Source organism: Mycobacterium sp. NGS19 (assembly GCF_059813155.1).
In genome coordinates this window covers 271,596-284,362 of record NZ_JCALEB010000001.1, presented here as the reverse complement: position 1 = coordinate 284,362, position 12,767 = coordinate 271,596, and the positions used below count along the sequence as shown (strand labels likewise).

The window sequence follows — 12,767 nt, the reverse complement described above, 5'->3', positions numbered from 1 at the left end:
CGGTTGGACGTCAGCCACGGTCACATCGGCGATCGTAGGCTGTCGGCATGGGCGGCGGCCGACTGTTGCTGGGCGCGACACCGCTGGGGCAGCCGGCCGACGCGTCTGGCCGCCTGGTGTCCGCGCTCGGTTCCGCCGATGTCGTGGCCGCTGAGGACACCCGCCGCGTGCGCACGCTGGCCACCGCGCTCGGGGTTCGGATCCCGGGGAGGGTGGTCAGCTTGTTCGACCAGAACGAGGCGGCCCGGGTGCCTGCGCTGGTCGCCGACATGAAGGCAGGCGCCACCGTACTGGCCGTCACCGACGCCGGCATGCCGCTGGTGAGCGACCCCGGTTACCGGCTGGTGACGGCGTGCATTGCCGCGGACATTCCGGTCACCTGCTTGCCCGGTCCGTCGGCGGTGACCACCGCGCTGGCGGTATCCGGGCTGCCGTCGGAGCGGTTCTGCTTCGAGGGTTTCGCGCCGCGCAAACCCGCTGCCCGCCGGGCATGGCTGGCGGGGCTGGCGGCCGAGCCACGCACATGTGTCTTCTTCGAATCACCGCGGCGGCTGGCGGCTTGCCTGGCCGACGCGGCCGAAGAGCTCGGCCCGTCGCGGCAGGCGGTCGTCTGCCGCGAGCTGACCAAGGTGCACGAGGAAGTGGTGCGCGGGTCACTCGCGGAGCTTGCCGAGTGGGCGACTCACGGAGTGCTGGGGGAGATCACGGTCGTGCTGGCGGGTTCGCGCCCGCAAGCCGACATCGTCGCGTTGATCGGCGAAGTGGCTGCGCTGGTGGACGCCGGCGCCCGGGTGAAGGATGCGTGTGCCGAGGTGATCGCGGGGAATCCGGGCGCGCCGTCGCGTCGCGAGCTCTACGATGCGTTCCTGCGGGCGAGGGGTTGACCGAGCCCAAGGATCGGAGCGGCCTTGTGCAGGCACTCCTGCCATTCGGCGTCGGGATCAGAGTCGGCGGTGATCCCGCCGCCTACCCCGAGCACGGCGCCGCCGTCGGCGGCGAACTCCACGGTGCGGATCGCGACGTTGAGTTCAGTGCCGGCCAGTGGTGACGCCAAACCGATTGTGCCGCAAAAGATCCCGCGCCGTTGCGGCTCCCATTGCGCCAACAGCTGGCGCGCCCTGGTTTTCGGCGTGCCGGTGACCGACGCCGGCGGGAACGTCGCGTCCAGTACGGCCGCCATCGGGACGTCGGGGTCGACGTCAGCCGTGACCGTCGACACCAAATGCCACACGCCCGGGGCCGGCTGCACCACCAGAAGCTCTGGGACGGTGACTGTTCCGTTGACAGCGACTCGGCTCAGGTCGTTGCGGACGAGATCGACGATCATTATGTTCTCGGCGACATCCTTGACCGACGTGCGCAGCGCCGACGGGTCCGCGTGCCGCGGCAGGGTGCCCTTGATCGGACTCGACGCCAACGCGGTACCGCGCCGCCGCAGAAACAATTCCGGCGACAGCGACGCCACCGCGCCCCACTCGCCAGACACGTAAGCTGCACGGGCCGGACGGGTGCGGGCGGCCGCGTCGACGAAGAAGTCGACGGGCGTGCCGACAAGTCTGCCGGCGAATTGCGTGCACACGCATGCTTGGTAGATCTCACCCGCGGCAATGGCCTCCAGGCATGCGTGCACCCCATGCTGGTGCGCGTCGCGGTCCGCCGCTTGCCATTCGACATGGCCGGGCCCGGGCGCACCAGGCGACCGCAATGCCTCGGTGATCCAGGTGGGAAGTGTTGCGCCCGAAATGCTTTCGTACCACCAGACCTCGTCACGGTCCTGGCGCAGCACACAGTCCGTCCAGTTGCCGGCCGCCTCGGGAATGCGCGGGCCGAGACCGTCCGCACCGGCATCGGGATAGGAGAGGTAGCCGAGCCAGCCGCCGCCGACGGCGTCACCCTGCGACCCCGGCGCCACGGTGAAGACGTCGCGGCGACCGACGGGCACAGCCTGCAGTTGCGGTGCGATGACCGCCCGCGAGCCGAACCAGTCGCCGATCAGTGCGGCCGGACGTCCGCGACGCGCGAGGGCTCGTAGCACCGCCGGCGCGTCGCCCAGTTCGCCGAGCCGCTCGATCCGCATGCCCGCAAGCCTGACGTGCCGGCAGAGCAGACGCAAAGTCAGCGGCTGATCGCGCGCGGCACGTCGATACCGGCCAGCTTGTCGGGATTGCGCATCACGTAGAAGTGCGTGATGCGCCCGTCGACGATCTCGACGGTGACCAGCCCTTCGAAGTTGTCGCCGAGATACAGCTTCAGCGCCGGGGCGTTGTTGTACATCGCCGGCTCCAGTCGCCCGTTCTCGCCGCCCAGGCGCATCAGGCCCATGACCAGTCGGGCGACGCGTTGGGCCCCACTGACCGGCCGCCGTGCAGCGCTGACCTTGCCTGCGCTGTCGGCGGTCCACACCACGTCCGGTGCCAGCAACTCGAGCAAGCCGTCGACGTCGCCGGTGGCTGCGGCGGTGAAGAACCGGGTCGTGATCTCCATCGACAGCTGCGGGTCGACGGGCTCGAACCGCTTGCGCCGCGACTGCACGTGCTCGCGGGCACGATGCGCAATCTGGCGCACCGTCGACGCGGATTTGCCGACGGCGGAACCGATTTCGTCGTAACCGAAGCCGAACACCTCCCGCAAGACGAACACCGCGCGTTCGTCGGGACCCAGGGTCTCCAGCACCACCAGCATCGCCATCGACACCGACTCGGCCAGCACCACATCAGAGGACGGGTCGCTGGTTTCCAGCAGCAGCGGCTCGGGCAGCCACGGGCCGACATAGTCCTCGCGCCTGCGGGACTGGGCCCGCAGCGCGTTGAGGGCTTGCCGGGTGACGAGCTGGGCGAGGTAGGCCTTGGTGTCGTGCACCGTGGACAGGTCTACCTCGGCCCAGCGCAGGTAACTTTCCTGCAGCACGTCGTCGGCTTCCGTTGCGGTGCCGAGGATCTCGTAGGCGATCGTGAACAGCAGCGGCCGCAACAGGGTAAACCGCTCAGCGTGCTCGTCGATCGCGTGCTGGGCACGCGAATCATCGGTGGTCATGGCAGCGAAATCGGTTCTGCCGCAGGCCGTTTGCCGCCGCGCAGCCAGAACGCCGAGCCGGGTTTGCGGGCTTCTCGCGCGATCCCCCGCACGGTGCCCTTGCAGATCATCTCCTTGACAGTCGCAGCTAGCCGGCCTCCGAGATACAAGCGCCGCGGAGTGTCGTCGGCGTGGGTGAGCTGGAACGTCCCCAGCGACCGGCCCAAGCTGAGGCACTGCCCGATGAACGCCTGGTCGATCACCGCGGGCGTCTTGCCGGCGATCCGGCTGAGCACCGTGTTGGCCGCCTGTGCGCCCAGCGGCCCCGCGGCCTGGCAGCTCATTCGCAGCGGCTGACCCGACGGCGCGGCCGCATCACCTGCAGCGACGATCCGCTCGTCGTCGATGCTCGTCAGCGTCTCGTCGGTCAGCAGTCGGCCCACCGCGTCGGTGCTCAGTCCGCTGCGCGCCGCCAGATCCGGCACATCGAAACCGGCGGTCCAGATCGTCACGGCGCTGGGCAACTCGACGCCGTCCTCCAGCAGCACCCGGTGCTCGTCCACCTCGACCACCGCGGTGCCTTGCAGAACCCGAACGCCGAGACGGTCGAGCTGGCGGGCCACCGACCGGCGCGCGGCGTCGCCCAGCGACGGCCCCAGCGTCGGACCACAGATCAGCGTCACGGCGGCCCCGGGGCGCTGATCGGCGAGCTCGGCAGCCATCTCGATGCCGGTGAGGCCACCACCGACCACGCACACCGGCGCGTGGGGATGCAGGTCCTCGAGCCGCTCGCGCAGGCGCTGCGCATGGTCGAAATCGCTTACTTGCCAAGCGAACTCAGCAGCTCCGGCCACACTCGGGTGGGCGCCGGTGCTGCCGACGGCGTAGATCAGGTAGTCGTAGCGCAGTGCACTGCCCGACGCCAGCCTCACCGCTTGGGCGTCGCGGTCGATGTCGGTGGCGGTGTCGACGACGAGATGCACCTTCGGGTTCAGCAGCTCGCCGTAGTCGACGGTCGCCGAGCCCGAGTTGGCCACGAACTGGTGCAACCGGATGCGTTCGACGAAGTGCGGGCGCGGGTTCACCAGGCTGACGGTGACGTCGTCGCGCATGTACAGATGATTCGCCGCAATCGTTCCGGCGTAACCGCCGCCGATCACGACAACTGAGATGGGAGTGTTCGAGTTGGTCATGCCCTCCAGACACCGGCTCGCGCCCGGACGTGACACCTTGTGACCCAGATCTCACTCGGCCTGATAGCGGGGAAACACGCCCGTCGGCGCCGGCAGCGCGGTCCCCGGCGCCAACCGCGTGCCGATCGCGGCGAACGAACGGCCATCGGCAGCCTGGCCGAGCAGGTCCAAGAGCTTGGCGGCCGAGTCCGGCATCACCGGCTGCACCAGCAGTGCAGCGATCCGCACCACCTCCAGCGTCGTGTACAGCACGGTGCCGAACCGCTCGTGGTCTGCCTGCGCCTCTGACTTGCGCAGAACCCACGGCTGCTGCGCCGAGAAATACTTGTTTGCCGCACCCAGCACCAGCCAGATCGCTTCCAGCGCAAGATGCATGGCCGGAACCTCGAAGTGCGCGCGGACCCGCTCGAGCAGCCCGTCGGCCGCCGCCAGCAATTCGCGGTCGTCGTCGGTGAACGCCACCGGCTCCGGCACCACGCCGTCGAGATTTTTGGCCACCATCGACAGCGAGCGTTGCGCGAGGTTGCCCAACTCGTTGGCCAAATCGGCGTTGACGCGGGTGATGATCGCGTCGTCGCTGTAACTGCCGTCCTGACCGAACGGCACCTCGCGCAAGAGGAAATACCGCACCTGGTCCACTCCGAACTCGTCGATCAGCGTGACCGGGTCGACGACGTTGCCCACCGACTTGCTCATCTTCGTGCCACGGTTGAGCAGGTGGCCGTGCGCGAAAACCCTTCGGGGCAGCTCGATTCCGGCCGACATGAGAAACGCCGGCCAGTACACCGCATGGAACCGGATGATGTCCTTGCCGATCATGTGCAGATCGGCCGGCCAGAACGTCTGGAACAACTCGGATGATGTATTTGGAAACCCAACGCCCGTAAGGTAATTCGTCAATGCGTCCACCCACACGTACATGACGTGTTCGGGGTGGTCGGGCACCTGCACGCCCCAATCGAACGAGGTGCGGGAGATCGACAGGTCGCGCAGTCCGCCCGAGACGAAGCTGATCACCTCGTTGCGGCGCACCTCAGGACCGATGAACTCCGGATGCGCTTCGTAATGGGCCAGGAGTTTGTCCGCGTATGCCGACAGCCGGAAGAAATACGTCTGTTCCTCGGTCCAGACCACCGGCGCGCCGCTTTCGACCGCTACGCGGGTGCCGTCCGGCTCCAGCCTCGTCTCGCTCTCGCTGAGGTAGTTCTCGTCGCGCACGGAGTACCAGCCCGCATACGAGCCGAGATAGATGTCGCCGGCGTCCACCATCCGCTGCCAGATCGCCTTCGACGCTTCCAAGTGATCGGGGTCCGTGGTCCGGATGAACCGGTCATACGACAGGTTGAGCTTGTCGTAAAGCCGTTGGAACACATCGGAATTGCGCCGGGCCAGCTGCGCGGTGGGCAGTCCCTCGGCCGCGGCGGCCTCGGCCATCTTCAGCCCGTGCTCGTCGGTGCCGGTGAGGAACCGGACGTGGTAACCGTCGAGCCGTTTGAACCGCGCGATGGCGTCGGTGGCGATCTTCTCGTAGGCATGCCCGATGTGCGGCGCCCCGTTCGGGTAGTCGATCGCGGTGGTCACATAGAAAGGCCTCATTATCTGATCACAATATGGTGTGCCAGTCAGTCGTTCCCGTCCCGCGCCGCCGCCCCCTGAGCCGCTGAGCCCGCTGGTCGACGCCCATACGCACTTGGACGCGTGCGGGGCCAGTGATCCCGACGACGTGCGCCAGATCGTCGACCGTGCCGAGACGGTGGGCGTCGCGGCCGTCGTCACGATCGCCGACGACCTCGCGTCGGCCCGGTGGGTGGTGGACGCCGCCCACGCCGATTCCCGCGTGTACGCCGCGGTCGCGCTGCACCCCACTCGCGCTGATGCGCTCACCGAGGCGGCCCGCGCGCAGATCGAGTCGCTGGCCCGCGACGAGCGGGTGGTGGCGGTCGGGGAGACCGGCCTTGACCTGTATTGGCCAGGCCGGCTGGACGGATGTGCCGAACCGGCTGTGCAGCGGGAGGCCTTCGCTTGGCACATCGACGTGGCCAAGCGACTGGGCAAACCGCTGATGATCCACAACCGCGACGCCGACCGGCAGGTGCTCGACGTGCTGCGGGCCGAGGGCGCCCCGGATACCGTGATCTTCCACTGCTTCTCCTCCGATGCGGCGATGGCGCGCGAATGCGTGGATGCCGGCTGGGTGCTGAGCCTGTCCGGAACCGTGAGTTTCAAGAACGCCGCCGCGCTGCACGAGGCGGCGCAGCTGATCCCCGCCGAGCAGCTGCTCGTCGAAACCGACGCGCCGTTTCTGACTCCGCATCCCTACCGGGGCGCGCCCAACGAGCCGTACTGCCTGCCGTACACCGTCCGGGCGCTCGCCGAGCTGACGGGCCGCCCCGCCGAAGAAATTGCGGCGGCGACGACAGCAAACGCGCGGCGGGTGTACGGGCTGCCCGAAGAAGGTTAGCCAGGCTATTGCCGCGGGCCGCCCTCAACTGCACAAACGCCGGTATTGATGCCAGCAAACACCTAGCGGCGCGCGTCGGTTATCCGCGGCTAGCCCAATCCGCCCGCAACACAACGCATCTGAACTCTCGATGTGACTCATGCCTCAACCGGCGCTTCAGATTTGCCTCTGGTAGGGCTCTTCGTTACCGTCTTGTGATCATGATTCGGCCCGAGCGGCCTAGCAAATGACGCCGACAGTCGGGATAGACGACTCTTGAACGTTCTGACCAAGCTGTACCAAAACAATTCACCTGTGTTGCGCGCCCTCGTCGGCGCGCTTTTGCTGACACTGGCCTTCGGCGGAAGCTACGCCGTGGCCGCCCACAAGACCGTCACGTTGGACGTCGACGGCTCCCCGGTGACTGTGTCGACGATGAAGTCGCGGGTGATCGACGTCGTCCGCGAGAACGGCTTCACCGTGGGTGAGCGCGACGATCTGTATCCAGCAGCGGACCAGCCGGTCAATGACGCCGACCGCATCGTGCTGCACCGCAGCCGCCCGCTGCAGGTGTCGCTCGACGGTGGTGAGAGCCACCAGCTGTGGACCACCGCGGCGACGGTCGACGAGGCGCTGCAGCAGCTGTCGCTGTCCGACGCGGCGCCCGCGGCGGCGTCGCGCTCCAGCCGCCTGCCGCTGGCAGGCATGGCGCTGCCGGTGGTCAGCCCCAAGAACGTGCACCTCGACGACGGCGGGGTGATGACCGATCGTCGGCTGGCCGCGCCGACCGTCGGTGAGCTGCTGACCGCGGCCGGCGCACCGCTGGAGCAGGCCGACAAGGTGGTGCCCCCGCCATCGACCCCGGTCACCGAGGGGATGACCGTGGTCGTCACGCGGATACGGATGCAGAAGGTCACCGAACGGGTGCCGCTGCCGCCGCCGGCGCAGAAGATCCCGGATCCCGAGATGAACATGAGCCGGCAGGTGGTCGACGACCCCGGCCAGCCTGGGGAGCAGGACGTCACGTTCGCGGTCTCACTGGTCAACGGTGTGGAAACCGGGCGGCTTCCGGTGGCCAACGAGGTGATCACGCCGGCGCGGCCGTCGGTGCTGCGGATAGGCGCGAAACCCGGCACCGAGGTACCGCCGGTGACCAACGGCGCCGCCTGGGATGCGCTGGCGTCCTGTGAGGCGGGCGGCAACTGGGCCATCAACACCGGCAACGGCTTCTACGGCGGCGTCCAGTTCGACCAGAACACCTGGGAACGCAACGGCGGCCTGCGCTACGCGCCCCGCGCCGACCTGGCGACCCGCGAGGAGCAGATCGCGATCGCGTCGGTGACCCAGCAGCGTCAGGGCTGGGGCGCTTGGCCAGTGTGTAGCGGACGCATCGGGGCCCGCTGACCATCCGGCTGCTCGGCCGCACCGAAATCCGCAGGCTGGCCAAAGAGCTCGACTTTCGTCCGCGAAAGTCGTTGGGCCAGAACTTCGTTCACGACGCCAACACGGTCCGCCGGATCGTGACCACGGCAGGCGTGGGACAGGGCGACCATGTTGTGGAGGTGGGCCCGGGCATGGGCTCGCTGACGCTGGGCCTGCTTGACAAGGGCGCCACGGTGACGGCGGTGGAGATCGACCCGCTGCTCGCCGGGCGACTGCCGCTGACCGTGGCCGAGCACGGCCCCGCCGAAGCCGAGCGGCTGAGCGTGCGCAACCAAGACATCCTGACGCTGCGCCGTGCCGAGCTCGAGAGCGAACCGTTCGGCCTGCCCAGCGCACTGGTGGCGAACCTTCCCTACAACATCGCGGTGCCGGCGCTGCTGCACCTTCTCGCCGAGTTCCCGTCGATCCGCGTGGTGATGGTCATGGTGCAAGCCGAAGTGGCCGAGCGGTTGGGCGCCGAGCCGGGCAGCAAGGAATACGGAACCCCCAGCGTCAAGGCCCGATTCTTCGGGCGAGTCCGCCGCTGCGGAACGGTGTCGCCCACGGTGTTCTGGCCGATCCCACGCGTCTACTCCGGGTTGGTGCGCATCGACCGCTACGACACCGCACCGTGGCCCACCGACGACGTCTTCCGCCGCGAGGTGTTCAGGTTGGTCGACATCGCGTTCGCGCAGCGCCGCAAGACCGTGCGCAACGCGTTCGCGGAATGGGCCGGCTCGGGCAACGAGTCGGCGCGCCGCCTGCTGGCGGCCAGCATCGACCCCGCCCGTCGCGGTGAGACACTGGGCATCGCCGATTTCGTGCGGCTTCTGCAGCGCTCCGGCCTGCCCGAATCTACGAACGGCTGAGGATCCGCACGACGGCGGCGACGAACTCGGCGCATGTCCGGTAGCGCAGCTCTGGATCCTTGGCCATCGCCTTGCCGATCACACCGTCGAACGCTCGTGGCAGCCACGGGTATGTGCGAGACGGATAGGGCGGCGGTGTGGTCAAGTGGGCCTTCGCAAGCTCTGCCGGCGTCGCAGCCGCGAAAGGCGGTGCGCCGGTCACCAATTCGACGGCCGTGCAGGCCAACGCGTATTCGTCGGTGGCCGCCGACGGCGACCTGCCGCGCAGCATTTCCGGCGCCAGGTAGGGCAGCGACGCCAGCAGTGGCTGCGGCCGTTTGCGGTTGTCCTCGGCGACGGCGTACGCGACACCGAAGTCGATGAGCACTGTGCCGCCATCCGAAAACGGCTGATGCACAAGCAGATTGGACGGCTTGACGTCGCAGTGCACGATCCCGCACCGATGCACGTAGTCCAGCGCGTCGGCGACTTGCGCCATCGCGGTGAGCCGGTCGGCGAGCCGTTGCAGCGCCATCGCGGTGCCGCCGTCCACCAGTTGCATTGCCAGCCAATAGTCCCCGCGCCGATACACCGACACCACGTGCGGATGGCTGAGCCGGCGGGCGAAGTCGAACTCGCGTTGCAGCCGCGTGGTCTCTGCCGGGCCGCGGCGATCGTCGGCAAGCACCTTCAGCGCCACCGTCCGGCCCGCGTCGTCGTGCGCCCGGTACACCGCGGCGGAACCGCCACGGCCCAGGAGGCCCTCGACGCGATAGCCCTCGAACGCCTGCCCAGGGCACAGCACCGCCTCAGCGTAGGCTCGTTTGCCCCCGCCGAGTTGCGGGTAACGACCAGAGTAAGGAGTGGTGCAGACGGTCGAGGGGTACGTCTGGCCACTCTTTTCCATGTGCTCGGCCGTAACGGCATCTTCGGGGAGTCGTGGCGAATCGTCATCGCGCGTTAGTCTCTTGCCGTGTCCGACGGCAGCACCGCGCCCGAATGGGTGGCGACCGGTTCTGTCACAGTGCGAGTGCCGGGCAAGGTCAACCTCTTCCTGTCCGTCGGGGATCGGCGCGACGACGGCTACCACGAACTGACCACTGTGTTCCACGCGGTGTCCCTGCTCGACGAGGTGACGGTGCGCAACGCCGACACACTGACGTTGGAGATCACCGGCGAAGGCGCCGACTCGCTGCCGGCCGACGAGCGCAACCTGGCCTGGCAGGCCGCCGAGCTGATGGCCGAGCACGTCGGCCGCTCACCAGACGTCGAGATCTCGATCGAGAAGTCGATCCCCGTGGCGGGAGGCATGGCCGGCGGCAGCGCCGACGCCGCCGCGGTGCTGGTGGCGATGAACAACCTCTGGGAGGTCGGCGTGCCGCGGCGCGACCTGCACGCGCTGGCCGCCAAGCTGGGCAGTGACGTGCCGTTCGCGCTGCACGGAGGCACCGCGCTGGGCACCGGCCGCGGCGAAGAGCTCGCGACGGTGCTCGCTCGCACCACTTTTCATTGGGTGCTGGCGTTCTCGGCCAACGGGTTGTCGACGGCGAAGGTGTTCTCCGAGATGGACCGGCTGCGCAGCGCCGGCGATCCGCCGCGACTGGGCGAACCGGAGCCGCTGCTGGCGGCCCTGGCCGCCGGCGACCCGAGACGGCTGGCGCCGCTGTTGGGTAACGACCTGCAGGCCGCGGCGATCAGCCTTCAGCCGGGTCTGCGCCGCACCCTGCGGGCCGGCGTCGAGGCGGGTGCGCTGGCGGGAATCGTGTCCGGGTCCGGGCCGACGTGTGCGTTCCTGTGCCCGACGGCCGCGTCCGCGGTGGACGTCGGGACGCAACTGGCCGGGGCGGGAGTCTGCCGGACGGTGCGGGTGGCCAGCGGCCCTGTGCAGGGGGCGCGGGTGGTGCCGGCACCGACGCATGGGGTGTGACGCAGTTCTCAAAACTGCGTCGAGTTTGCCGCTTAGTCTAAGAGGAGTTTAAGATCATCGGCGGTGTACGTCAGCGGTCCGGCTTGCCTCATGTGGTCGCCCATCCAACGCGGGGGTGGGCGATCGTCATACCTTGGGTCCGCAGCCCGGAAAAGATCACGGACTCGCAATCGAACCGCTGCGCAATCGTATGCGCGCGCCTGCTGCCAAGGGCCATCTAGCAGGCGCAACATTGATGCCCGGGCGTTTGCGCCTGAGCCGGCGGGTGCCGAACCCAGGAGGTCGTCGTGAGCAGATTCACCGAGAAGATGTACCGCAACGCCCTGAGCACCACCCGGGGCATGGTGACGGGTGAACCGCATGCTCCGGTCCGCCACACCTGGGGCGAGGTACACGAGAAGGCCCGCCGGATCGCGGGCGGTTTGGCCGCGGCCGGCGTCGGGCACGGTGACGCGGTCGGCGTGCTGGCCGGTGCCCCGGTGGAGATCGCGCCGACTGCACAGGCGCTGTGGATGCGCGGCGCCAGCCTGACCATGCTGCACCAGCCCACCCCGCGCACCGACCTGGCGATGTGGGCGCTGGACACCACCACCGTCATCGACATGATCGAGGCCAAGGCCGTCGTGGTCTCCGAGCCGTTCCTGGCAGCCATCCCGGTGCTGGAGGACCGCGGCGTCAAGGTGCTTACCGTTGACAAGCTGCTGGAAGCCGCACCCATCGATCCGGTCGACACCAGCGAGGACGACGTCGCGCTGATGCAGCTGACCTCGGGGTCCACCGGGTCGCCCAAGGCCGTGGTGATCACCCACCGCAACATCTATTCCAACGCCGAGGCCATGTTCATCGGCGCGAAGTACGACGTCGACAACGACGTGATGGTCAGTTGGCTGCCGTGCTTCCACGACATGGGCATGATCGGATTCCTGACGGTGCCAATGTATTTCGGCGCCGAGCTGGTCAAGGTCACCCCGTTGGACTTCCTGCGCGACACGCTGCTGTGGGCCCGGCTGATCGACAAGTACAAGGGCACCATGACCGCCGCTCCGAACTTCGCGTACGCGCTGTTCGCCAAGCGGCTGCGCCGGCAAGCCAAGCCGGGTGAATTCGACCTTTCGACACTGCGGTTCGCGCTATCTGGTGCCGAGCCGGTCGAACCGGCCGACGTCGAAGACCTCATCGACGCCGGCAAGCCGTTCGGACTGCGGCCTGAGGCGATCCTGCCCGCCTACGGGATGGCCGAGACCACGCTGGCGGTCTCGTTCTCCGAGTGCGGCGCGGGCCTGGTGGTCGACGAGGTCGACGCCGACCTGCTGGCCGCGCTTCGCCGCGCGGTGCCCGCCACCAAGGGCAACACCCGCCGGTTGGCATCGCTGGGCCCGCTGCTGCGCGACCTCGAGGCGCGGATCGTCGACGAGGACGGCAACGTGCTGCCGCCCCGCGGCGTGGGCATCATCGAGCTGCGCGGCGAGGCGCTCACCCCCGGCTACGTCACGATGGGCGGCTTCGTGCCCGCGCAGGACCGGCACGGCTGGTACGACACCGGCGATCTCGGCTACCTGATGGAAAACGGTCACATCGTCGTCTGCGGCCGCGTCAAGGACGTCATCATCATGGCCGGCCGCAACATCTACCCGACCGACATCGAGCGCGCAGCCTGCCGCGTCGAAGGCGTGCGACCCGGGTGCGCGGTCGCCGTGCGCCTTGACGCCGGCCATTCCCGCGAGACGTTCGCGGTGGCTGTCGAGTCGAATGCCTGGGAGGACCCGGCCGAGGTGCGCCGTATCGAGCACGAGGTTGCCCGCGAAGTGGTGCGCGAGGTCGACGTCCGTCCGCGCAACGTCGTGGTTCTCGGCCCCGGCACCATCCCCAAGACGCCGTCGGGCAAGCTGCGCCGGGCCAACTCGGTCGCGCTCGTCAGCTAGCTC

11 protein-coding genes are annotated in these 12,767 nt (G+C 68.6%); 6 read left to right on the top strand and 5 right to left on the bottom strand.

The window, feature by feature from the left end:
• Nucleotides 1-47: 47 nt before the first annotated feature.
• The gene (gene rsmI, locus AC5Y4N_RS01435; protein ID WP_499909350.1) at nucleotides 48-884 is read left to right on the top strand and encodes a 16S rRNA (cytidine(1402)-2'-O)-methyltransferase; all 837 of its coding nucleotides are present in this window, start codon (nucleotides 48-50) and stop codon (nucleotides 882-884) included.
• Here rsmI and AC5Y4N_RS01430 read toward each other — a convergent pair.
• Genes AC5Y4N_RS01430 through metG form a run of 4 tightly spaced genes read right to left on the bottom strand, consistent with a single transcriptional unit; the run spans nucleotide 854 to nucleotide 5,801 of the window.
• The gene (locus AC5Y4N_RS01430; RefSeq protein WP_499909352.1) at nucleotides 854-2,077 is read right to left on the bottom strand and encodes an aminodeoxychorismate synthase component I; all 1,224 of its coding nucleotides are present in this window, start codon (nucleotides 2,075-2,077) and stop codon (nucleotides 854-856) included. The genes rsmI and AC5Y4N_RS01430 overlap by 31 nt on opposite strands.
• Nucleotides 2,078-2,115: 38 nt before the next feature.
• Entirely contained in the window at nucleotides 2,116-3,033 is a 918-nt protein-coding gene (locus AC5Y4N_RS01425) for an RNA polymerase sigma-70 factor (protein WP_499909354.1), read from the bottom strand.
• Nucleotides 3,030-4,205, bottom strand: a complete 1,176-nt coding sequence (locus tag AC5Y4N_RS01420; RefSeq protein ID WP_499909357.1) for an NAD(P)/FAD-dependent oxidoreductase — start codon at nucleotides 4,203-4,205, stop codon at nucleotides 3,030-3,032. Before AC5Y4N_RS01420 ends, AC5Y4N_RS01425 begins: the two co-directional genes overlap by 4 nt.
• A gap of 51 nt (nucleotides 4,206-4,256) precedes the next feature.
• Nucleotides 4,257-5,801, bottom strand: coding sequence for a methionine--tRNA ligase (gene metG / locus AC5Y4N_RS01415; protein ID WP_499909359.1), 1,545 nt, complete (start codon nucleotides 5,799-5,801; stop codon nucleotides 4,257-4,259).
• Nucleotides 5,802-5,820: 19 nt separating this feature from the next.
• Here metG and AC5Y4N_RS01410 point away from each other — a divergent pair, with 19 nt between their 5' ends.
• The 3 genes from AC5Y4N_RS01410 (at nucleotide 5,821) to rsmA (ending at nucleotide 8,936) form a co-directional block, all read left to right on the top strand.
• Entirely contained in the window at nucleotides 5,821-6,666 is an 846-nt protein-coding gene (locus AC5Y4N_RS01410) for a TatD family hydrolase (protein WP_499909361.1), read from the top strand.
• 255 nt (nucleotides 6,667-6,921) lie between these two features.
• A complete protein-coding gene (locus AC5Y4N_RS01405) occupies nucleotides 6,922-8,049 on the top strand; it encodes a resuscitation-promoting factor (RefSeq protein ID WP_499909363.1) in 1,128 nt (375 codons plus the stop codon).
• Nucleotides 8,046-8,936 (top strand): 16S rRNA (adenine(1518)-N(6)/adenine(1519)-N(6))-dimethyltransferase RsmA, encoded by an 891-nt coding sequence (rsmA, locus tag AC5Y4N_RS01400; protein WP_499909830.1) that lies wholly within the window; start codon nucleotides 8,046-8,048, stop codon nucleotides 8,934-8,936. The genes AC5Y4N_RS01405 and rsmA overlap by 4 nt, the downstream gene beginning before the upstream one ends.
• Here rsmA and AC5Y4N_RS01395 read toward each other — a convergent pair.
• Nucleotides 8,923-9,720 (bottom strand): serine/threonine-protein kinase, encoded by a 798-nt coding sequence (locus tag AC5Y4N_RS01395; RefSeq protein ID WP_499909365.1) that lies wholly within the window; start codon nucleotides 9,718-9,720, stop codon nucleotides 8,923-8,925. The two genes, rsmA and AC5Y4N_RS01395, sit on opposite strands and share 14 nt — an antisense overlap.
• A gap of 168 nt (nucleotides 9,721-9,888) precedes the next feature.
• Between AC5Y4N_RS01395 and AC5Y4N_RS01390 the strand changes: the two genes are divergently transcribed.
• A complete protein-coding gene (locus AC5Y4N_RS01390; RefSeq protein ID WP_499909367.1) occupies nucleotides 9,889-10,842 on the top strand; it encodes a 4-(cytidine 5'-diphospho)-2-C-methyl-D-erythritol kinase in 954 nt (317 codons plus the stop codon).
• Nucleotides 10,843-11,129: 287 nt separating this feature from the next.
• A complete protein-coding gene (locus tag AC5Y4N_RS01385; protein ID WP_499909369.1) occupies nucleotides 11,130-12,764 on the top strand; it encodes a fatty acyl-AMP ligase in 1,635 nt (544 codons plus the stop codon).
• Nucleotides 12,765-12,767: the final 3 nt, after the last annotated feature.

Coding starts and splice junctions, on each gene's coding strand:
- rsmI (WP_499909350.1), top strand. CDS start 48: ATGGGCGGCGGCCGACTGTTGCTGGGCGCGACACCGCTGGGGCAGCCG.
- AC5Y4N_RS01430 (WP_499909352.1), bottom strand. CDS start 2,077: ATGCGGATCGAGCGGCTCGGCGAACTGGGCGACGCGCCGGCGGTGCTA.
- AC5Y4N_RS01425 (WP_499909354.1), bottom strand. CDS start 3,033: ATGACCACCGATGATTCGCGTGCCCAGCACGCGATCGACGAGCACGCT.
- AC5Y4N_RS01420 (WP_499909357.1), bottom strand. CDS start 4,205: ATGACCAACTCGAACACTCCCATCTCAGTTGTCGTGATCGGCGGCGGT.
- metG (WP_499909359.1), bottom strand. CDS start 5,801: ATGAGGCCTTTCTATGTGACCACCGCGATCGACTACCCGAACGGGGCG.